15 protein-coding genes are annotated in these 21,566 nt (G+C 74.6%); 9 read left to right on the forward strand and 6 right to left on the reverse strand.

What is annotated here, in order from left to right; translation table 11 throughout:
* The first annotated feature begins 62 nt into the window (after window positions 1-62).
* The 3 genes from ACE1OA_RS04970 (at window position 63) to ACE1OA_RS04980 (ending at window position 1,633) form a co-directional block, all read left to right on the forward strand.
* Window positions 63-302: a chaplin gene (locus ACE1OA_RS04970; protein ID WP_356600033.1), complete on the forward strand. Its 240-nt coding sequence runs from the start codon at window positions 63-65 to the stop codon at window positions 300-302.
* 251 nt (window positions 303-553) lie between these two features.
* A complete protein-coding gene (locus ACE1OA_RS04975; protein WP_384871951.1) occupies window positions 554-1,108 on the forward strand; it encodes a DUF4383 domain-containing protein in 555 nt (184 codons plus the stop codon).
* A gap of 153 nt (window positions 1,109-1,261) precedes the next feature.
* A complete protein-coding gene (locus tag ACE1OA_RS04980) occupies window positions 1,262-1,633 on the forward strand; it encodes a DoxX family protein (RefSeq protein ID WP_432752342.1) in 372 nt (123 codons plus the stop codon).
* A gap of 122 nt (window positions 1,634-1,755) precedes the next feature.
* On the opposite strand, the gene ACE1OA_RS04985 is transcribed toward ACE1OA_RS04980, so the two are convergent.
* The 4 genes from ACE1OA_RS04985 to ACE1OA_RS05000 form a co-directional block, all read right to left on the reverse strand.
* Complete coding sequence (locus ACE1OA_RS04985; RefSeq protein ID WP_432752343.1) at window positions 1,756-1,917, reverse strand: hypothetical protein; 162 nt, start codon at window positions 1,915-1,917, stop codon at window positions 1,756-1,758.
* Complete coding sequence (locus tag ACE1OA_RS04990) at window positions 1,914-2,339, reverse strand: STAS domain-containing protein (protein WP_432752344.1); 426 nt, start codon at window positions 2,337-2,339, stop codon at window positions 1,914-1,916. Before ACE1OA_RS04990 ends, ACE1OA_RS04985 begins: the two co-directional genes overlap by 4 nt.
* Window positions 2,340-2,460: 121 nt before the next feature.
* Window positions 2,461-3,312, reverse strand: a complete 852-nt coding sequence (locus ACE1OA_RS04995; protein ID WP_432752345.1) for an RNA polymerase sigma factor SigF — start codon at window positions 3,310-3,312, stop codon at window positions 2,461-2,463.
* Window positions 3,313-3,582: 270 nt separating this feature from the next.
* Window positions 3,583-5,622 (reverse strand): hypothetical protein, encoded by a 2,040-nt coding sequence (locus ACE1OA_RS05000; RefSeq protein ID WP_432752346.1) that lies wholly within the window; start codon window positions 5,620-5,622, stop codon window positions 3,583-3,585.
* Window positions 5,623-6,045: 423 nt separating this feature from the next.
* On the opposite strand from ACE1OA_RS05000, the gene ACE1OA_RS05005 reads away from it, so the two are divergent.
* From ACE1OA_RS05005 to ACE1OA_RS05020, 4 genes are all read left to right on the forward strand, one after another.
* Complete coding sequence (locus tag ACE1OA_RS05005) at window positions 6,046-6,909, forward strand: bis(hydroxyethyl) terephthalate hydrolase (RefSeq protein WP_356600043.1); 864 nt, start codon at window positions 6,046-6,048, stop codon at window positions 6,907-6,909.
* A gap of 143 nt (window positions 6,910-7,052) precedes the next feature.
* Complete coding sequence (locus ACE1OA_RS05010) at window positions 7,053-9,749, forward strand: LuxR C-terminal-related transcriptional regulator (RefSeq protein ID WP_432752347.1); 2,697 nt, start codon at window positions 7,053-7,055, stop codon at window positions 9,747-9,749.
* 152 nt (window positions 9,750-9,901) lie between these two features.
* Window positions 9,902-10,603: an SDR family NAD(P)-dependent oxidoreductase gene (locus ACE1OA_RS05015; RefSeq protein WP_356600047.1), complete on the forward strand. Its 702-nt coding sequence runs from the start codon at window positions 9,902-9,904 to the stop codon at window positions 10,601-10,603.
* Between the two features lie 137 nt (window positions 10,604-10,740).
* Entirely contained in the window at window positions 10,741-13,635 is a 2,895-nt protein-coding gene (locus tag ACE1OA_RS05020) for a glycoside hydrolase family 2 TIM barrel-domain containing protein (RefSeq protein ID WP_432752348.1), read from the forward strand.
* Between the two features lie 91 nt (window positions 13,636-13,726).
* On the opposite strand, the gene ACE1OA_RS05025 is transcribed toward ACE1OA_RS05020, so the two are convergent.
* On the reverse strand, window positions 13,727-16,636 hold the full coding sequence (locus ACE1OA_RS05025; RefSeq protein WP_432752349.1) for a glycoside hydrolase family 48 protein: 2,910 nt from the start codon (window positions 16,634-16,636) through the stop codon (window positions 13,727-13,729).
* Window positions 16,637-16,898: 262 nt separating this feature from the next.
* Here ACE1OA_RS05025 and ACE1OA_RS05030 point away from each other — a divergent pair, with 262 nt between their 5' ends.
* Together ACE1OA_RS05030 and ACE1OA_RS05035 are read left to right on the forward strand one after the other, a co-directional pair.
* Entirely contained in the window at window positions 16,899-18,413 is a 1,515-nt protein-coding gene (locus ACE1OA_RS05030) for a cellulase family glycosylhydrolase (protein WP_432752350.1), read from the forward strand.
* Between the two features lie 16 nt (window positions 18,414-18,429).
* A complete protein-coding gene (locus ACE1OA_RS05035; RefSeq protein WP_432752351.1) occupies window positions 18,430-20,175 on the forward strand; it encodes a glycoside hydrolase family 6 protein in 1,746 nt (581 codons plus the stop codon).
* A gap of 114 nt (window positions 20,176-20,289) precedes the next feature.
* Here ACE1OA_RS05035 and ACE1OA_RS05040 read toward each other — a convergent pair whose 3' ends face one another.
* Window positions 20,290-21,330 (reverse strand): LacI family DNA-binding transcriptional regulator, encoded by a 1,041-nt coding sequence (locus ACE1OA_RS05040; protein ID WP_356600057.1) that lies wholly within the window; start codon window positions 21,328-21,330, stop codon window positions 20,290-20,292.
* Between the last annotated feature and the right edge of the window lie 236 nt (window positions 21,331-21,566).

Consider the following 21,566-nt stretch of genomic DNA (forward strand, 5'->3'; position numbering starts at 1 on the left):
GGCCACCGGTCCTCCCCCGCTCGGACCGAGCGGGTCGGAATCAGAGGAAAGGTGCGTCTCGCATGCAGCACGTACTGAAGACCGCGGGCATGGCCCTGGCCGCCGGAGCCGTCGTCGTCGGCGGTTCGTCGACGGCGCTGGCCGACTCCGGGGCGGGGGCCGTCGCGGCCCACTCCCCCGGCGTGGCGTCGGGCAACGTCGTCCAGGCGCCGATCCACGTGCCGGTGAACCTGTGCGGCAACACCGTCACCGTGATCGGCCTGCTGAACCCCGCGTTCGGCAACGCCTGCGTCAACCACTGACGCACCGCTCCGGCCGCCGACTCCAGGACGGCACGCCGGGCTGAGCGGACGCCGCGTGGGGCGGCGGGGACGACCAGCACCGTTCCCCCGCCCCACGGGGTACACCGGCACTCCACGCACGGGCGTGGGCTCCGTTCTTCCCCTGTGGGGAGATTCGGGGGCCACGCGGGGCGACCCGCATCCGAAAGGGACGTACCGCCCGAAATCGTCGGCATCAGCGCAGGGTGCGCTGCCGGGCGGACGGAGATGTGATGAAGCTACGAGACGAGCTCCCGGTCGATCACCATCTGGCGAGGGTCTACCGCTCCGGCGCCGCCCTGTGCGGCCTGATCCTCATCACCTTCGGCTGCCTCGGCCTCGCCGACGCGCTCAGCCCCTTCGACACCTCGGGCGACCGCATCCTCGGAATGAGCACGAACACGACCCTGAGCATCCTGTCCCTGACCTTCGGACTCGCCCTGGTCGCCGGCGCGGTCATCGGGGGCAACATCGCCTCGACGCTGAACATGACGGTGGGCACGCTGTTCCTCCTCAGCGGCTTCGCGCACCTCTTCGTCCTGGACAAGCCGGCGAACTTCCTCGACTTCGGCATGACGAACGTGCTGTTCAGCTTCGTCATGGGTCTGCTGGTCCTGACCTTCGGCATGTACGGGCGGGTGTCGAGCAAGCTTCCGCACGACAACCCCTACTGGCAGCGCCGGCACCCCGAACAGGCGGCGCGCGAGGGCCGCGGCGCCTCCGCCGTCGCGCACGGCGAGCTGTCCCCGGCGCCGCGGCCGGCACGCGGGTACCTCGACGCGAAGTGAGCCCGCGCGGGCGCCTCTTCTCCCCCACGGAAAATGCCGGGCCTCGGCACCCCGACGTGACAGTCGATACCCGCCGCCCGGGTCCCGCGGGGAGCGATCTCCGGGCATACTTACTCCCCGGTAACCGATCCTCGTCCGACCCGGAGGAGCTCCATGCCTCGGCCCGCCCGCCCCGCCCTTCTGCTCGCCGGTCTGCTGGCCGCCGCGGGCACCGCCCACTTCGTCGCGCCCCGCCGGTTCGACGCGACCATCCCGCGCGCGCTGCCCGGCAGCCCCAGGGCGTGGACGCAGGCGAGCGGGGTCGCCGAGCTCGCCCTGGCCGCGGGGCTCGCGTTCCCGGGGACGCGCCGGGCGAGCGCCCGGGCGACGGCCCTGTTCTTCGCGGCCGTGTTCCCGGCCAACGTGAAGATGGCGTACGACTGGCGCGACCGCTCCACCGCGGCCCGGACCGTGGCCTACGCCCGGCTCCCGCTCCAGATCCCGCTGATCCTGTGGGCCAGGAACGCCACACGCGACGAGGACTGAGCGCCGCCGCGCCCGACCCGGAGCGGCCGGGCGCGGAACGGCACCGGGAGGCCCCGGGGGCCACACCTGGCAGGTGCGGCCCCCGGGGCCTCTGTCGTACGCGACGGAACGGACCGGAGCGTTCAGGGGATCGCCCGCCTGCGGACCACCTCCGATCGCGTCACCGCGGCCCGCCGTCCGGAGCGGCGTCGCCGCCGGCGCCGGGGTCGCTGCTCCGGGGACTCTCCCCGCAGCAGGAGGACCGCCAGCAGGCAGGGGACGAGGACGAGCAGGGAGAAGGTCATGCCCCCTCCCCGATGATCCCCTTCCCGATCGGGGCGCGTCCGGCGCGCCGGGTCGGCGGTGCGCCCCAGGCAGCCGCCCGGAGGCGTTCCATCGCCGGTGTGACGCCGGTCAGGCGCAGCCGCCGGCCCTCCGCCGTCCAGCCTCGCAGGATCCGCAGCAGGGCGGAGTCCGCGAAGGTGACGAGCGAGGTGTCGAGGACGAGGCGGCGGTAGCCGTAGGCGGAGGCCACGGCCAGCAGCACCCGGAGCGGCCCCGCGCTGAGGTGGTCGACCTCACCGTGGAGTGCGACCCGCAGGGTGTCCCCGTCGTACGTGCTGCAGGACCGGACGCTTATGCCGCACGGCGCGGCGTCCGCGCCCTGCTCACGTGGTCCCTGGCCGGTGGGGGTGGTCAGTATCGGAGGGTTGTTCGCGGTGCTCACGCCCCTCCAACCGGTGTCCCCGGGTGTCCGGCACGGCGCTTCACCCCTGCGGAACGGCATTGCGCACGTGCGGGGGTAATCCGTCACCCGTCCGAGCCAACTCCGCATCCGGCACACGGAGCTACCGGGCCAGCATCCCCTCCCGCAGGCGCGCCAGGTTGCCGGCGAGCAGCCGGGAGACCTGCATCTGGGAGACGCCGAGGCGCTCCCCTATCTCCGACTGCGTCAGCTCCTCCACGAACCGCAGGTGCAGCAGGCGCCGGTCCCGCTCGCCGAGTCGCTCCAGCAGGGGCGCGAGGGTGTGGAAGTCCTCGAAGAGCTCGACCGCGTGGTCCTGCTCGCCGATGAAGTGGGCCAGCGACACGTCGTCGTTCTCGTCGTCGCCGATCGCGGCGTCCAGCGACATCGAGGTGTAGCCGTTGGACGCGAGACGCGCCTCGACGACCTCCTCCTCGGTGAGGTCCATGTGCTCCGCCAGTTCGGCCACCCGCGGCGACCGGCCGAGGCGCGCGCCGAGTTCCTCCGCGGCCCTGGCCAGTTCGACGCGCGCCTCCTGGAGCCGGCGGGGCACGTGCACGGCCCAGGAGGTGTCCCGGTAGTGGCGCTTGATCTCGCCGACGATGTAGGGGACGGCGAACGAGGCGAACTGCACCTCGCGTGTCAGGTCGAAGCGGTCGATCGCCTTGATGAGGCCGATCGCGCCGACCTGGACGATGTCCTCGCGCTCGTCGCCGTGCGAGCGGAACCTGCCCGCCGCGTAGGACACCAGGGACATGTTCATGTCGATCAGTGTGGTGCGGACGTACTGGTGGTCGGGGGTCCCCTCCTCCAGTTCCGCGAGCCGCGCGAAGAACACCTTGGACAGCTCGCGCGCGTCCTTCGGGACGAGCTTGTCCGGGGCTTCGACGACGGGCAGCCCTCCCGCCCCGGTCTCGGCAGCCGTCCTCGTCTCCGTCGGCACCGCGGTCGGCACGTCGATGACCTCCTTCTGTCCGTGGCGTGGCTCGTCTTCCCGGCAGGACGGGGCGCCTACCCCGCCTTCCCGGGCGCATGCCCGCCGATTCCGGGTGGCCGTCGCAGGCGCCGCGATCGCGGCCTCCTCGCCCGGAGCCCGCCCCCACCGGCCTTCGCGGAAGCCGCGGTTGCTCCCGCGACAGGGCGGCCCGACCGCGCCCGCCCACCGTCGCGGCGGCCGCGAGCCGGGCCGCCGCGATCGGCGCGGGAGCTGCCCGTCGCCGCCGGATCAGCCACCCCACCCGCGGAGTTCGCCGCCGTCGGACAACGTGCCGGTGAGCCGCACCGGCCCTCGCGCGGGCGTGCGCACGGCCAGCACGGAGCCGCGTACGGCGGCGGAGACGGCGCCCTCGGCGGCGACCCCGGTCAGACGCCGGCTGCCCGCGGCGAGGTAGTAGCCCGCACCGGACGGCGCGGTCCAGTACGTGCCGGCGAGCAGGTGCCGGCCGAACCGGCCGCAGGCCGCCGTGTCCGCTCCCCGAGGTGCCGTGCCGGCCACCGGACGGGCGCGTCCCGCCGGATCCTCGAAGGCCACGTCCACCCGGCCGTGCCCCGTCCAGGTGTCCGCGCGCGTACAGGTCCAGGTGGCCGCGCCGGCGCGTTCGGGCAGCTGCTGCCGGGCGAACTCCCACCGGTTCACGGCGCGGACCCCGCTGCCGCGCAACGCGGGCAGCGCACAGGCCGAGCGGGCCCACGCACCGAGTCCGGCGGCGGAGGTCGCCTCCCGGGGCTGCCGTGAGGGGGCTCCGGTCCCGGGCTCCGGCGTCCAGGTCAGATGGACGGGCGCGAGCTCGCCGAGGTCCGCCAGCAGGAAGGCGTGGTCCTCCACGATCCGTGTCGACGACCGGAGTTGCAGCACGGGCGGCGGGCCGCAGCCGGCGGAAGCCCGTGGGACGGGATCCGTGACGCCGTCCCGGGAGACGCCGAGCCGGGCGGCCGGGACGTCCGGCCGCAGGAGATCGCGCACGGAGCTCTCGGCGATCCAGGGCGCGAGCAGGAAGCGGGCTCCGGCGGACGACCTGGCCAGCACCACGGCCGCGCCGGTGGTGACGTCGGCGTCGTCCGCCCGCGCGAGGTCGAGCCGCGCCGGGCCTCGGCCGGCCGGCGGCTCGGTGTAGCGGGCCAGCCGGACGCCGTCGTGGACCAGCACCACGGCGGCGCCGTCGACGACTCCGGCGTACAGCAGCCGCGCCGGGACCGTGGGCGGTGTCGTCGGGGTGTCCGGTGTCGCGGTGAGCCGGGGTCCCGGCTCGCCGGGCCGGGCGGAGCCGCGTACCCATGCGCCGAGCGCGCGGCCGAGCAGCGCCCGGTCGCCGGTCATCGGGCCGCGGGCGGGCCAGACGGTCAGGTCGACCCGCCCGGTGTCGGCCCACCGCTCGTCGGGGACGCGCACCAGCCGGTCGGGGTCGGCGGCGCGGGCGAGGGCGCCGGCGAGGACGGGCGCGAGTGGCGGACCGGCCTCGGGGACCGGCCGGAGGGCCGCCGTGGCGGTGGCGGCCGCGGTGAGCAGGACGGCCGCGGCGAGCGCGGCGAGCCGGATCCGGTGCCTTCGCCCCAGCAGGTCCGTGGGCCGGGTCTGCACGGTGCAGGGGTCGAACTCGGCCCCCAGGAGTAGCGATTCGGCTTCGGGACCGGCCGCGGCGCGCACCCGCTCGGCGCCGTGCAGGGCCGTGTCGGGCGCGCTGACGCCGGCCACGGCGAGCAGCCGGGCGGCGGATCGGGGGGACAGCCCTTCGAGGACGCACAGCGCGAACGCGGCCCGGACCTCGGCGGTCTCGCGGGCGAGCACGCGCTCCAGGGCGAGTTCGTCGGCCTCGCCGGCCCGGGGGAAGAGCCGTATCCCGAACACCGCGGGGAGCGGAGGGCGGAGGGTGAGGCGCCACGGGCGCCGGGCGGCGGTCAGCGCGGCGGCCACGACCTGTTCCCGCAGCCAGTCGCGGGCGTCACCCGCGGTGCTCCGCCGCTCCGTTGCCTGGTCCTCGGCGTGCGCCGGGCGCCCGGCACCGCGCTGGGCGGGCACCCGCTCCGTTCCGCCGCGCCGGCCGGTCGGCAGCCGTCCCGGGCCCGAACGGCGCGCGCCCGAGAAGGACTTCTGCACCAGGGAGTGCGCGGCGAGGACGCGGCGGTGGCGGCCGAGGGACGACGGCAGGATGACGTGGGCCAGCCGGACGAGCCGGGGGTAGTGCTCGACGAGCGCGGCCTCGGCCGCGACCCGGGTGGGCCGGTGGGGGGATATGCCGGGGTCGGCGAGGGCGGAGTGCGACTGCATGACCGTCCAACGAACCGGGTGGCGACCCGGTCACGTCGGACGGCTGACCGGAGGGCCCCCCACGCGGGTGCCGGCAGCCGCGGCGGCCCGTCGGAGTGCGCGGACCGGCACCCGCGGCCACCCGCCGGCCCTCCCGACGCCGCGGGCGGCCCGGAAACCCGATCGGCCGGGACGAGCGGGCGGCGCCCGGGTGGACCGGGCCCGGGTGGGCGAGCCGCCGCCCGGATCGCCCCGTGCGGGGACGGCGGGCCGGCGGGCTCCCCGGCCGCCTCGGTCGGGTGACCGGTCATTCTGCCGATGCCTTCGCCCGCCGGCGCCTCGACAGTGGCCGGGCCGGTAGATACCGGGGCGCCGACCGATCCCCCGGCCGCCGCCGCGCACCCCACGCCACGACGCAACACGACACGAGAGGACGACTCCGTCGTGAAACGACACCTCGCAGCCGCCGCAGCACTGTCTTCCCTGGCCTTCCTCGCCACCGCCCCCGGGGCCCAGGCCGCGGACAACCCGTACCAGCGCGGGCCCGCACCGACCGTGAGCTCGATCGAGGCGGCCCGCGGTTCCTACGCGGTCTCCCAGACCAGCGTCTCCTCCCTCACCGTCACCGGCTTCGGCGGCGGCACCATCTACTACCCGACGTCGACGAGCGACGGCACGTTCGGCGCGGTGGTGATCTCCCCCGGCTTCACCGCGTACGAGTCCTCGATCGCCTGGCTGGGTCCGCGGCTGGCATCGCAGGGCTTCGTCGTGTTCACCATCGACACCCTCACCACGCTCGACCAGCCCGACAGCCGGGGGCGGCAACTCCTCGCGGCCCTCGACTACCTGACCGAGCGCAGCTCGGTCCGGGGGCGCGTCGACGCCGCGCGCCTGGGCGTCATGGGGCACTCGATGGGTGGCGGCGGCACCCTGGAGGCGGCCAAGAGCCGGCCCTCGCTGAAGGCGGCCATCCCGCTGACCGGCTGGAACACGGACAAGACCTGGCCCGAGATCAGCACGCCGACGCTGGTCGTGGGGGCGGACGGCGACACGGTCGCGCCCGTCGCGACCCACTCGGAGCCGTTCTACGAGAGTCTGCCCGCCTCGCTGGACAAGGCGTACCTGGAGCTCAACGGCGCCACGCACTTCACGCCGAACAGCTCCAACACGACGATCGCGAAGTACAGCATCTCCTGGCTCAAGCGGTTCATCGACAACGACACCCGCTTCGACCAGTTCCTGTGCCCGCTGCCGCGACCGAGCCTGACGATCGAGGAGTACCGGGGCACCTGCCCGCTGGGTTCCTGACGGGGGGACCGTCGTCCCCGCCGGCCGCGTGAGCCGCCGGGGACGACGGTTGTCCGCGTGCACAACGCACGGCCGTCAGATGTGGGCCCTGGCCCAGTCCGCGGCCCCTATCGCCGGTCCCTACCGGCCAGTACCGTGACGGCGTGAGTGGAGCGACGAGGGCCGCCGCTGCTCCGCGGCTGTACGACCGCACGACCGAACTCGCCGCCGTGGCCGGGCTGTCGGCCCGGGCCGCGGCCGGTGCGGGCGGTGTGCTGCTCGTCGCCGGCGGCCCGGGCCTGGGCCGGACGGCCCTGCTCGACCGTGCGGTGCGCGACGCCCCGGTCCGGGCGCACCGGGTGGCCGCGCCGAGCGGCAACCGGGTTCCCTGGAGCGGTGTCCGGGCCCTGCTCGCGGCGCTCGCCCCGACGCCGGCCGCGGCACGCGCGGCCCTGCGGGTGGCGCGGGGGCCGGGCGGTGTGGCCGGGGCGTTGACCGCGTTGCGCGCCGGGGAACCGCTGCTGCTGGGCGTCGACGACCACCACCTCTGGGACGCGCACTCGCGTGCCGCGCTCGCGACGGCGTGGCGCGCCGGCTCCGGCCCGTGGGCGTGGGTCGTCTCGCTGGCGGGGCACCACCGGCCCCCCGACGTGCCGGGCGCCCGGCTGCTGAGGCTGGCACCGCTCGGCCGGGAGGGCGCCGCCGCGCTGCTGGACGAGGTGTGCCGGTCCCCGCTGAAGCCGGCCGTCCGGGCCCGGCTGGTGGACGAGGCGGCGGGGCATCCGGGGCTGCTGACCGCCATGGCGGCACGCCTCTCCGCCGCCCAGCTCGCCGGCGAGACCGACCTGCCGGTCACGGTCGCGGACGACGGGGTGCTGCGGAAGGTGTACCAGGGGATCCTGGACTCCCTGCCCGCGGAGTGCGGGCGGGTGCTGACACTGGTGGCGATCGCGGGCGAGGCCGGACCGGGGGCCGGAGAGGACGACGCCGGCGCGGCCCACCCGGCCGGCGGGCCCGTACGGCATCCGTCCTCGCGCTCCGGCGCCCGGCCCGTCGCCGCCGACGCCGTGCTGGCGGTCGCGCGCACCACGAGGACGTCCCCCGAGGCCCTCGACCGGCTGGTCGCGGACGGGCTGCTGCGGGGGCCTCGGGAGGCGTTGCGGTTCGAGGACCCCTTCCTGCGGCGCGCCGTCCTGGGCGCCGTGCCGACGGCACGACGCCGGGACCTGCGTGCCCTGTTCACCCCGCCCCGGGAACCGGGCGTCCCGCCCGGGCCGGCCCGCACGAGCGTGCCGCGGGGCCCCGGACCGCACGGCTCGGCGCTGGTCCGGGGGGCCGGGCACCGGGCGGACCGGCTCCGTCCCGCCGACGAGGTGCGGGCACTGCCCGGTGTGGTGCGCGGCCGGGCCGAACTCGCGCGCGGATTGGCCGGGATGGCGGACGGACCGGTCGCGGACGCCCACCAGGTGCTGCTCCTCGCGGCCTCGCTGCTGCGCGAGGACGCGCCGGAGGAGGCCGCCGACGCCCGCTTCCTCGCCATGGAGGCGGCCTGGTCCGCGGGCGACGCCGACGCGTGCGCGACCGCCCTCGCCGCGGGGGACGGTCCCGGCGGGGCGGCCGGCCCGGGCGCCGCGGGGGGCGACGGCGCCGAGCGGGACTTCCGGGACGGCATGCGCGCGGCGCTGGCCGTCCGGCTGCACGAGGCACGGGAGCCGTTGGCCCGGGTGGTCGCCCGGGACGGCGTGTCCGACGAGCCGCGCCTTCTGCTGCGCGCGGGAGCGGCCGCCCTGGTGCTGGGGGACGCGGCCTCGGCCGTACGCGTCCACTCGCGCGCGCTGGCGGCCGTGCGGGCAGAGGGCCGCACGGCGCTGCTGCCGCGCGTGCTGGAGCACCTCTCCTACGCCGAGTTGAGGGCCGGGCGGCACGAGCGGGCCGCCGCGCACGCCCGGGAGGGCCTGCGGGCGGCGCACCTCACCGGCCAGCGCAACTCGGCGGCCCACCAGCACGCCGTCCTGGCCCTCGCGGCCTCCGTCGCGGGCGACACGCGGGCGGTGGCCGAGCACGCCGGCCGGGCGCTGGTGACCGCCCGCCCCCACGGACTCGCGCAGGCGACGACCCTCGCCGAGTGGTCGCTGGCCCGGGCCGAACTGGGCGGCGGACTGGCGGCGCATGCCGCGGCGCGCCTCGCCCCGCTCGTGGGACCGGGGCCCCGGAGCGGTCATTTCGCCCTGCGGATGCTGGCCGTGCCCTGCTTCGTCGAGGCGGCCTGCGCGGCCGGCCGGCGGGCCGACGCCCACGCCGCGGCGGAGGAGTTCGCCGTCTGGTCGGACCTGGGGCTCGATCCGCAGGCGCCGGCCCAGCTGGCCCGGTGCCGTGCGCTGCTGGCGGCGACGGAGGACTCGGCCCGCTGGTACGGGGAGGCGGTCCGGCAGCACGCGGACTGCGGCAACGACTTCGAACGCGCCCGGACCCTCCTCGCGTACGGCAAGTGGCTGCGGCGGCGCCGGCGGCCGGTGGAGGCGCGCGCCCCGCTCAGCGACGCGCTCGTCACGTTCGAGCGCGCGTCGGCCGGCGTCTGGGCGGACCAGGCGCGGGCGGAACTGCGGGCCACGGGCGGGGCGGTGGGCGGTACGGGGCCGGGGGGCGCGGCCGGGGAGCTGACACCGCAGCAGCAGCGCATCGCCGGACTGGTCGCGGACGGGGCGACGAACCGCGAGATCGCCGACCGGCTGTCGCTGAGCCCCCGGACGGTCGACCACCATCTGCGGAACGTGTTCGCCCGGCTCGGGGTCCGCTCCCGGGTCGAGCTCTCGGGGGTCCTGTCGCGCGCCGCCCGGGACGGCCGCGGAGGCCCGAGGTGACCGGCCGGCGGGGCGGCCGGCGCGGGTGACGCGCCGGCCGGGCGAGGGCCGCCGGGGAGGTACCGGCACCGTGCGGACGGCGCATCCGCGGGAAGTGCCCGCGGCGAAGTGGGGGCATGAGCCTGCAGGCACGTCGGCGAAGGAGCGCGGTCATGACCGGGACGGGCGTCAGGGTCCTCGTGGTCGGGGCCACCGGGGAGATCGGCGGCATCGCCGCCCGGCAGCTGGCCGGGCACGGCGCCGCGACGGCGCTCGCGGGACGGAACCGCCGGCGGCTGGAGGAGACGGCGGGGGAACTCGGCGGTCGGCCGTGGCAGACGTTCGACGCCTACGACCTCGACGGCTGCGCGCGGCTGGCCGGCTGGGCGGGGACCGTGCTCGGCGGGCTCGACGCGCTGGTCGTGGCGGTCGGCGTGGCCGGCTTCGGGCCGGCGACGGATGTGTCGGACGCCTCGTGCGAGCACCTGTTCACCGTCAACGCCCTGGCCCCGATGGCCGTCGTCCGCGGCGCGCTGCCGGTGCTGGGGGCCGGCGGAGCGGTGGTCGTGGTGACGGGTGAGATCGTGGACCGCCCCGCTCTGGGGATGGCCGACTACGCGGCGGCGAAGGGCGCGCTCGCCGTGTGGCTGGGCGTGGTGGGACGCGAGGCGCGGCGCCGCCGGATCGGCGTCACGGACGTGCGGATGCCCCATCTGGACACGGGCTTCGCCGGCCGCGCGGCGGTGGGCACGGCGCCCGCCCTGCCCCCGGGGGCGGACCCGGAGGAGGCGGTGCGCCGCCTGGTGGTGCCACCGGCGCTGGGGGCGTCGGCAGGTGGAGAGGACGCCCGGGACCGGCACTCCACCGAACCCTGAACCGGCTGGTGGGAGGTGCCCCGCCGGTCCGGCCGGGTGGTGCGGAGGCATGGCTTTCGGACGGTGTGGAAGGAAGCCAGGTGACCACTCTCCGTCGACCCCCTCCGCGCCCCCTCCTCCGACGACAGGAGACCCGTTTGTCCACCCCGTCCTGGTACGAAGACGTCTCCCCCGGCCGCGGCGTTCTGCCGCCCCGCGCCTGGTACGCCCGCTCCGACGCGGCCGCCCTCCCCCTGGACGGCACCTGGCGTTTCCGGCTGTCGCCCACCGCCGACCACGCCGACGAGTCCTTCGCCGCCGAGGGGTACGACGCGCGTGACTGGGGGGAGGTCACCGTGCCCGGGCACTGGGTGCTCCAGGGCGAGGACCGCGGCTCCCCCGCGTACACCAACGTCGTCTACCCCTTCCCGGTCGACCCGCCGCGCGTGCCCACCGAGAACCCGACCGGCGACCATCTGCGCCGGTTCGACCTCCCGGACGACTGGCCGGAGGCCGGCGGGGCGGTGCTGCGGTTCGACGGCGTCGACTCCTGCGCGCGGGTGTGGCTCAACGGGAGCGAGCTCGGGGAGTTCAAGGGTTCGCGGCTGCCCCACGAGTTCTCCGTCGGCCGGATCCTCAGGCCGCGTGGCAACGTGCTCGCCGTCCGCGTCCACCAGTGGTCCTCGGGTTCGTACCTGGAGGACCAGGACCAGTGGTGGCTGCCCGGCATCTTCCGCGGGGTGACCCTGCTGCACCGCCCGGAGGGGGCGCCCGGGGACTTCTTCGTGCACGCCTCCTACGACCACGCGGACGGTACCGGCACCCTGCGCGTCGTGTGCGACGTGCCCGGCCGGGTCACGGTCCCGGAGCTCGGTGTCGACGTCCCGACGGGCGAGCCGGTGACGGTTCCGGTCGAGCCGTGGACCGCGGAGACGCCCCGGCTGTACGACGGCGAGCTGGCGACGGGCGGCGAGCGGATCCCCCTGCGCGTCGGGTTCCGGACGGTCCGCGTCGAGGACGGCGTCCTCACGGTGAACGGGCGCCGCGTCCTCTTCCGAGGGGTGAACCGGCACGAGTTCCACCCCGACGGCGGACGGTGCCTCGCCCCGGCGACCATGCGCAGGGACGTGGAACTGATGAAGCGTCACAACATCAACGCCGTCCGCACCTCGCACTATCCCCCGCACCCGGCCTTCCTCGACCTGTGCGACGAGTACGGCCTGTGGGTGATCGACGAGTGCGACCTGGAGACGCACGGCTTCCAGCGCCTCGGCTGGCGGGGCAACCCCGTCGACGACGCCCGCTGGACGCCGGCGCTGCTCGACCGGGCCGCGCGCATGGTGGAGCGGGACAAGAACCACCCGTCGGTGATCCTCTGGTCGCTGGGCAACGAGTGCGGCACCGGCGCGGGGCTCGGCGCGATGGCCGACGCGATCCGCGAACGCGATCCCTCCCGGCTGCTGCACTACGAGGGGGACCGGTCCTGCGAGCACACCGACGTCTACTCGCGGATGTACGCCACGCACGACGAGGTCGACGAGATCGGCCGCCGCGCGGACGACGGCCCCGCGGCCCGCGGCGCGCTGCCCTTCGTCCTCTGCGAGTACGCGCACGCCATGGGCAACGGGCCGGGCGGACTGGCCGCGTACCAGCGGCTCTTCGAGAAGTACGAGCGCTGCCAAGGCGGCTTCGTGTGGGAGTGGATCGACCACGGACTGGCCCACCCCGTCCACGGCTACGCGTACGGCGGCGACTTCGGCGAGGAGCTCCACGACGGCAACTTCGTCTGTGACGGGCTGCTGTTCCCCGACCGGACGCCGTCCCCCGGTCTGGCCGAGTTCAAGAAGGTGGTCGAGCCGGTCCGCGTCGGGGCGGCGCGGGACGCGGGCGCCGTGCGCGTCACCAATCTGCGCGACTTCGCCGACCTCTCGGACCTCGCCTTCACCTGGACGTACCAGGTCGACGGGGAGACCGTCGGCGGCGGGCCGCTGAAGGTCCCGCTGCTCGCCGCCGGGGAGAGCGCCGAGGTCGCCCTGCCCGAGCCGCCTGAGCACGGGCCGGCCGGCGAACGGACCTGGACGGTACGGGCGGAGCTCGCCCGCGACACCCGCTGGGCCCCGGCGGGTCACGAGGTCGCCTGGGGGCAGCTGCGGGTGTCGGCGCGCCGGCCCCCGGCGGCGGCGCTCGGCGCGCGGGCGGACGTACGGGACGGCCGGATCGTCCTGGGGCCGGGCGTGTTCGACGCCCGGACGGGTGAGCCGCTGGCCCTCGGCGGGATGCCGCTGACGGGCTTCCGGCTCGACGTGTGGCGGGCGCCCACCGACAACGACAACGGGTCGGCGCGCCGGCCCGCCGAGCGGTTCGGCCGGCTCTGGCGCGAGCTGGGCCTGCACCGGATGCGGCACCGGATCGACGCGGTGTCCCTCGACCGGACTCCGGGGGAGGCCGGCGGCGACACGCTGACGGTGCGGACCCGGGTGGCGCCGGCGGCCCGCGACGTGGCGCTGCGCACGGCGTACCGCTGGACCTCGGACGGGACGCGGCTGCGGCTCGCGGTGTCCGTCACGCCGGAGGGCGAGTGGCGGCTGCCGCTCCCGAGACTCGGTGTCACGCTGGGTCTGCCGGCCGCCCTCGACGAGGTCGTCTGGTTCGGCGGCGGTCCGGGCGAGGCCTACCCGGACACCCGGGAGGCCGCTCGGCTCGGCCGCTGGCACGGTACGGTCGACGGCCTCCAGACGCCGTACGTGCGGCCGCAGGAGAACGGCGCCCGGATCGACACCCGGTGGGTCGAACTGCGCGGCGGCACAGGCGGGTTGAGGGTGGAGGGGGATCCCGCGTTCTGGTTCGCGGCGCGCCGCTGGACCGACACGGCCCTCGACGCGGCGACCCACCGCGACGGCCTCGTCCCCGGTGGGGCGGTGTGGCTCCGGCTGGACCACGCCCAGCAGGGCATCGGTTCGGGTTCCTGCGGCCCCGGTGTCCTGCCCGAGTTCGGGCCGCTGCCCGCTCCCGCGGCGTTCGCCTTCACCTTCACGGCGCTCGCCGCCTCCTGAGACCGGAGGCGGCGCGCAGGGCCGGGCAGACCCGGGGAAGCGGGTCTGCCCGGCTCGTCGTACGCGGAGCCCCTTCTCGCGGGGCGGGCTGTTACTCGAGGAGCTCCGCGTACGAGCCCATGGCCAGGGCGATGTCCGCCTGGGCCCAGAACCGGTGGTAGGTGAAGACGGGCGCGGCGCCGCCCGCGAGGTAGGCCTCGATCTTCGGCCAGGCCGGATCGTCCTGGTAGAAACCGCGGATCGAGGCGAAGGTGGACGAGGAGTCGACCGGGTCGCCGTTCGGCATGGTGCCCGTCCAGCCGCTGGGCACGTACACCGGGTCGTCGAAGCGGTTGTAGTCGGCGCGGGTCTCCTCGACGGCGATGCCCAGCGGGTCCTGGTGGTGGGTCCACATGCCGTCGAGCAGTGCCTTGGCGACCCGCTTGGCCTCGGCGTGGCCGGACTTGGCCGCGTAGTAGGTCAGGGTCTTGGCGTAGGCCGCGGCCACGCCGACGTCGTCGGTGTAGTCGGCGACGGTGACGTGCAGGCCGGCGTTGGCGCCGGGAGCGGCGGCGTTCCAGGTGTCGGGCGCGCCGGACCACTGGAGGGTGGAGGGGATGCGGTAGGTGCCGTCGGGGTTGACGGTGGTCTTCGACAGCGCCCAGGTGACCCACTTGTCGAGGACGGTCTTGGCGGCGGCGTCACCGGACTGCCGGTAGTACTCGGCGACGCGCTCCATGGACCAGGCCTGGAAGCCGAACCACTGGTTGGACGCGGGGTCGTGGTAGACCGGCTTCTCGTCGTAGAAGAGGCCGTGGAAGGTGGGGGTGCCGGCCGGGGGCTGCGCGTACCGTCCCTGCCAGCTGTTCGTGGCGCCGCCCGCGATCGCGCCCTCGTCCGACTGGAGCCAGCGGTAGAACTCCAGTTGGCGGTCGAGGCTGGTCGCCCAGTCCGCGGCGCCGGTCGCCGACTTCGGCTTCAGCGGGGCGTACTCGCTGAGCGCGTAGGCGGCGAGCGGGTTCTGGTAACCGCCGTGGGCGTGACTGGAGCCGATCCGCCAGGCCCAGCCGGCCGAGGTGTCGGTGGCACCGCCCCAGGCGTAGTACCAGGACATCAGGTAGTGCGCGCTGTTCTTGCCGGTGCCGGCGGGGCAGGTGGTGGGGCCGACGCAGTCGCCGGCCTTCTTGAAGTACTTGTCGAACATGGAGTACCGCAGGTAGTCGCCCATCCTGGCCGCCTTGGAGACGGTCGCGGTGACCTGCCCGCCCTTGCCCTGCTCCTTGGCCCAGACGTCGGCCCAGTAGGCGGCCTGGACGGCGCGCGCGTCGGCGTCCGGGGCGTTGGTGAACTTCCACTGCTTCGCGTAGGAGGAGTCGCCGGTGAACAGGTCGAGGTAGCCGTTCCGGCCGCCGTGGGCGAAGCGGTCGCAGGTGGGGTGCGGGACGGTCTCCCAGACGGACTCCTGGGGACCGCGCTGGAAGGTGTTGATGTACGAGGGTCCGGTCGCCGTCGGTCCGGCGGAGCACGTGCCGGGCTCGTTGCCGTAGCCGTAGACGTTGTCGACGTCCTGGAGCCAGTGCATGCCGTAGACGTCGTCCGTGCCGTAGGCGCTCTTCAGTTCACCGGCGATCGGGTCGGCGCCGGCGGTGACCGCCGGGTCCAGCTTCGCCGGGTACTGCGAGGGCAGGTCGTGCTCGGGGGCGTAGGTGGCGGGCTTGGACGCGTTGTAGAAGGAGTTGGTGGGCTGGTCGGCGTGGGTGGGGATCATGAACTTCTCCATGGTCTCCCAGGCGCCGTTGAACTTGGTCCAGTCACCGGTGATCTTGCCGTACATGGCCTGGAGCCAGATCAGGTAGCTGTACGCCTCCGAGGTCGTCTCGTGCCCGTGGTCGGGGGCTTCGACGATCAGCGTCTCGACCGAGTGGTACGGGACGCCCTCCGGTGAGAAGTAGCCGTTGGCCGGGTCGGTGATCTTCCCGTGCAGGGCGAGGAAGCGGGCGTCGTAGGTGGAGTCGGCGGCCAGCTCGGTCGCGGTCACCTCGGCCTTGGTGTGGCCGGGCGCGGTCGCGGTGAAGACGGCGGAGCCCGTGCCGGTGGTCCCCGCGGCGACCGTCACCCTCTGGGCGGTGTTCCAGTTCGCCGGGGTGAAGGTGAGGGTGGCGGGTGTCGCCGAGAGGTCGGTGTTGCCCGAGGTCCGGGCGACGCCGACCGTGACGTTCGCGGCGGGCCGAGTGGAGAGCTTCAGGTCGAACGTGCCGGACTCGCCGCGGCGCACGGCCAGTTGGCCGGGGGTGGCGACGAGGGCGGGTCCCGCGGCGACGGTGATGCCGACGGGGGCGGACTCGCCCGAGGCGCCGAGGCTGTCGTACGCCTTGGCGTAGAGGGAGTGGGCGCCGGCTCCGAGGCCGGCCGCGCCGAGGGTGAAGGGCGCGCTGGTGTCCGTACCCAGGAGCGTGGTGTCGCTGTAGAACTCCACCTTCTCGACGACGGCTCCGTCCGCGGCGGCGGCGGTGGCGGCGAGCGGGACGGAGTCACCCGCGGTGTAGACGGCGCCCGGGGCGGGGCTGGTCAGGACGGCGACCGGGGGCTGGTGGGCTCCGGTGCAGGGGGTGCCGTTGACGGCGAAGGAGGTGGGGGCGGTGTTGGTCCCGCTGTAGGTGAACTGGGCGCCGGCGGTCACGGCCGCGCCCGGCGCGACCGTTCTGTTCCAGCCGGCGTGGGTGACGCTCACCGTCTTGCCGGACTGGGTCCAGGTGCCGTTCCAGCCGTTCGTCAGCTTCTGGTCGCCGGTGTAGGCGTAGCCGAGGGTCCAGCCGTCGAGGGCGGTGGTGGAGCGGTTGGTGAGGGTGACGTCCGCGGTGAAGCCGGATCCCCAGTCGTTGGTCCTGTAGTCCACGCTGCACTGCACCGCCGCGGCCGTGGCCGGGGTGGTGCCGACGGCGGTCAGGCCGAGGGGGAGCGAAAGGGCCGCGGCCAGCGCGGTCAGCGTGCCGCGTCGTCTGCGGGGCGGGTGTGGTGGCATGCGGGTGGTTCTCCTCGCGGCTCGGGGAGGTGGGGCGTGCGAAGAGCGTGAGCACAAGCTCTGAACCAGTGGGAGCGCTCCCACTGTGCCGACGTGACGCGGGCGCGTCAAGGTGCGTGAAGAGTCGAAGCCAATCGGCTGGGAATTCCGTCAACTCCTCTTTTGCTTGGCGCTAGTTGCCGCTACGGTCTGGCCCACCAGTGGGAGCGATTCCATGCCGTCGGCGCGTCTCAGGGCGCGCCCTCGCCTCAAGGAGTCGCTCATGCGACATCCCCCGCGTCTGCCCGCCCTGCTCACCGGGGCGGCCCTCCTGACGGCGAGCTGTGCGTTCGCCGTCGTGGGTACGGCGACAGGAGCCGCCGCCGTACCCGCCTGCACCGTCCAGTACTCCGTCGTCGGCTCATGGGCCGGCGGCTTCCAGGGTTCCGTCACCGTCACCAACGGCGCCGCGGCGCTGAACGGCTGGAGCCTCGGCTTCGCGTTCCTCGACGGCCAGCGGATCAGTCAGGGCTGGGGCGCCAAGTGGTCCCAGACCGATGCCGGCGTCACGGCCGCGAACGAGAGCTGGAACGCGTCGCTCGGCACGGGCGCGAGCGTCACCGCCGGCTTCATCGCCTCGTGGTCGGGTTCCCACCGCGCGCCCGCCGCGTTCACGCTGAACGGCGCGGTCTGCAACGAGGACCCCGGCCCCACCGAACCGACCCCGACCCCAACCGGACCGACGCCGACGCCGACCGAACCGACCGATCCCCCCGACCCGGTCACCGGAGCGCCCGAGCTGGGCGTCACCGGCAACCGGCTCACCGACCGGAACGGCGCCACCCGCCGCCTCCTCGGCGTCAACCGCTCCGGCGGCGAGTTCATGTGCGTGCAGGGCCACGGCTTCTTCGACGGCCCGGTCGACGACGCCGCCGTGCGCGCCATCGCCGACTGGAAGGCGAACACCGTCCGTATCCCGCTCAACGAGGAGTGCTGGCTGGGCCACGACAACGTCAAGCCCGAGTACCGGGGCGCCGCCTACGTCGACGCCGTGAAGGGCCTGGTCGACCGGGTCCTCGCCCACGGCATGACCCCGGTCGTCGAACTGCACTGGACGTACGGGCAGTACACCGGCAATTCGGCGGGCTGCTCCGACGTCCACGCCACCTGCCAGAAGCCGATGCCGAACGCCCGGTACACCCCGGCGTTCTGGACCTCGGTCGCGAACACCTTCAAGCACGACCGGCGGATCGTCTTCGACCTCTTCAACGAGCCCTATCCCGACCGGGCGACCACCACCGCCGCACAGGCCTGGACCTGCTGGCGCGACGGCGGCACCTGCCCGGGCATCGGCTACGAGGTCGCCGGCATGCAGGACCTGGTCGACGCCGTGCGCGCGACGGGCTCCCGCAACGTCGTCCTCGTCCCCGGCATCGCCTACTCCAACGACCTGAGCCAGTGGCTCGCGCACGCCCCCACCGACCCGGCGGGCCTGCTCGCCGCGGCCTGGCACGTCTACAACTTCAACACCTGCGCGAACGAGGCGTGCTGGGACAGCACCCTCGCCCCCGTCTCCGCCCGGGTCCCCCTCGTGGCGGGCGAGATCGGCGAGAACACCTGCGGGCACGGCTTCATCGACCGCGTCATGACGTGGTTCGACGACCGCGGGCTCTCCTATCTCGGCTGGACCTGGAACACCTGGAACTGCTCGTCCGGTCCGGCACTGATCACCTCGTACGACGGCACCCCCACCAGTTTCGGCATCGGGCTGCGCGACCGACTGCGCGCCCTGAACTGAGAGGCACCTCATCACCATGAGCCGCACAACCCGCACGCCCCGCCGCACGGCTCTGCTGGCGGCCCTCGGCCTGATCACGGCCACCGGCGCCACCGCCACCGTCCTCACCACCACCGCGGGCGCAGCCGCCGCGGGCTGCAAGGTCGAGTACCAGATCACCAACCAGTGGAACACCGGCTTCGGCGCCAACGTGGTCGTCACCAACACCGGTGACCCGGTGGCCTCCTGGACCCTGGAGTGGTCCTACGGCGGCGACCAGAAGGTCACCCAGGGCTGGAACGCCACGATCACCCAGTCCGGGGCCGCGGTCACGGCCAAGAGCCTGTCGTACAACGGGACGCTGGCCACGGGCGGTTCGACGAGCTTCGGCTTCAACGGCTCGTACAGCGGCACCAACGCCGTCCCCGCGAGCTTCAGGCTGAACGGCGTCACCTGCAACGGGACCACGGAGCCGACGACCCCGCCCACCACGCCGCCCACGACCCCGCCGACGACCCCGCCGCCGTCGGGCGGCAAGGCCGACAACCCGTACGCCGGCGCCAAGGTGTACGTGAACCCGGAGTGGTCCGCCAAGGCCGCCGCCGAGCCGGGCGGCAGCAAGGTGGCGAACCAGCCCACCGGTGTCTGGCTGGACCGCACCGCCGCCATCGCGGGCGTGAACGGCGGCATGGGCCTGCGCGACCACCTCGACGCCGCCCTCGCCCAGAAGGGCAGCGGCGAGCTCGTCGTCCAGCTGGTGATCTACAACCTCCCCGGACGCGACTGCGCGGCGCTCGCCTCGAACGGCGAGCTCGGCCCCACCGAGATCGACAGGTACAAGACCCAGTACATCGACCCGATCGCCGCGATCCTCGCCGACTCCAAGTACGCGGGGCTGCGGATCGTCACCACCGTCGAGATCGACTCGCTGCCGAACCTCGTCACCAACGTCTCCGGGCGTCCCACGGCGACCCCGAACTGCGACGTGATGAAGTCCAACAGCAACTACATCAAGGGCGTCGGCTACGCGCTGAACAAGCTGGGCTCCATCGCCAACGTCTACAACTACGTGGACGCCGGCCACCACGGCTGGCTCGGCTGGGACGACAACTTCGGCCCCTCGGCCGAGCTGTTCAAGACGGCGGCGACGGCGGAGGGCTCCACCCTCGCCAACGTCCACGGCTTCATCGTGAACACCGCCAACTACAGCGCGCTCAAGGAGGACCACTTCACCATCGACGACAGCGTCAACGGCGTCTCCGTGCGCCAGTCGAAGTGGGTCGACTGGAACCGGTACACCGACGAGCTGTCGTACGCCCAGGCCATGCGGACCAAACTGGTCTCCCTCGGCTTCGACCAGAACCTCGGCATGCTGATCGACACCTCCCGCAACGGCTGGGGCGGTACCGCCCGGCCGACCGCACCCGGCGCCAGGACGACGGTCGACACCTACGTGAACGGCGGGCGCTACGACCGGCGCATCCACCTCGGCAACTGGTGCAACCAGTCGGGCGCCGGACTCGGCGAACGGCCGCAGGCCGCTCCGGCCGCCGGCATCGACGCGTACGTGTGGATCAAGCCGCCGGGCGAGTCGGACGGCGCCAGCAAGGAGATCCCGAACAACGAGGGCAAGGGCTTCGACCGGATGTGCGACCCCACCTACACGGGCAACGCGCGCAACGGCAACAGCATGTCGGGCGCCCTGCCCGACGCGCCGCTCTCGGGTCAGTGGTTCTCGGCCCAGTTCCAGGAGCTGCTGAAGAACGCCCACCCGGCGCTCTGACACCGCACCGGTGAGCGCCCGGGGCCGTACGGAACCGCCGGGTTCCGTACGGCCCCGGTGCGTGCCCGCGACAGCGCGCCGGCGTCCGCGCACGCGGCCCGCGGCGGGTCGCGCTCAGGAGGAGTCGCGCACGATCAGCTCCGTCGGCAGGACCCGGCGCGGCTCCCCCTCGGCCGTCCGCTCGCCCTCCGCCTTCTCCGCGATCTTCTGCAGCAGCAGCCGGGTCATCGTCCGGCCCATCTCCTCGATCGGCTGGCGCACACTCGTCAGCGGCGGGTCCATGTGCCGCGCCACCGCCGAGTCGTCCACCCCGACCAACGCCACGTCCTCGGGGACCCGGCGCCCCGCCTCCCGCAGCACGGACCGGGCACCGGCCGCCATCACGTCGGATGCCGCGAACACGGCGTCCAGGTCCGGGCTCCGCTCCAGCAGGTCCCGCATCGCCAGCCGGCCGCCCTCCTCCGTGAAGTCACCCGTCGCCACCAGCGACTCGTCCGGGGCCAGGCCGGCCTCCGCCAGACCGGCCCGGTAGCCGCCCAGACGGGCGCGGGCCACGTACATGTCCGGCGGACCGCTGATGGTCGCGATCCGGGCCCGGCCGCGGCCCACGAGGTGGGCGACGGCCGCACGGCCCGCGCCGATGTTGTCGGAGTCCACGTAGGCGACGGGTTCGGCCTCCGCGCGCCGCCCGTTCATGACCACCGGCAGCCCGAGCTCCCGCACCCGGTCGGGCAGCGGGTCGTCGCCGTGCACGGACGCCAGCAGCACGCCGTCGACGCGCTGGGCGGCGAGGTACTGCTCGAAACGCTGCCGCTCCTGCTCGGTGCGCACCAGGGTGAGCAGCAACTGCTTGTCGGCGTCGGCGAGCTCGGCGCTCACGCCGCGCATGAGGTCGAGGAAGTAGGGCTCCGCGAAGAGCCTCGCCTCGGTCTCGGGGATCACCAGGGCGACCGCGTCGGTGCGGCTGCCGGCCAGCGCCCGGGCCGCCTGGTTGGGGACGTACCCGAGTTCGGCGACGGCGCGGGCGACGGCGTTCCTGGTCTGTTCGCTCACCCGGGGCGAGCCGTTGATCACCCGCGAGACCGTGCCCCTGCCGACGCCGGCCAGGGCCGCGACCTCCTCCAGAGTGGGCCTGCCGTTGCGCCGTCCGTTCACGAACCTCGAACTCCCCTCGTACGAACCCGTGTTCCGCGCCGATCCCGTCGCGGCAGATCAGAGGGGCTGAGGCCGCTCCGAGCCCCTCCCCGGGCGCGCGTGGAACAACCTACGCCGACCCGAGGAATGGGAGCGCTCCCACACTACGGGACGACCCTCCCCGATGTCATGGTCCGCGTTCAGGACATGACGACGCCCCTCGGGGCGCGAGGGCCCGAAACCCGACGAACACCTTC

It is taken from the genome of Streptomyces sp. JL2001, from assembly GCF_050917515.1.
Classification (GTDB): Bacteria; Actinomycetota; Actinomycetes; order Streptomycetales; family Streptomycetaceae; genus Streptomyces.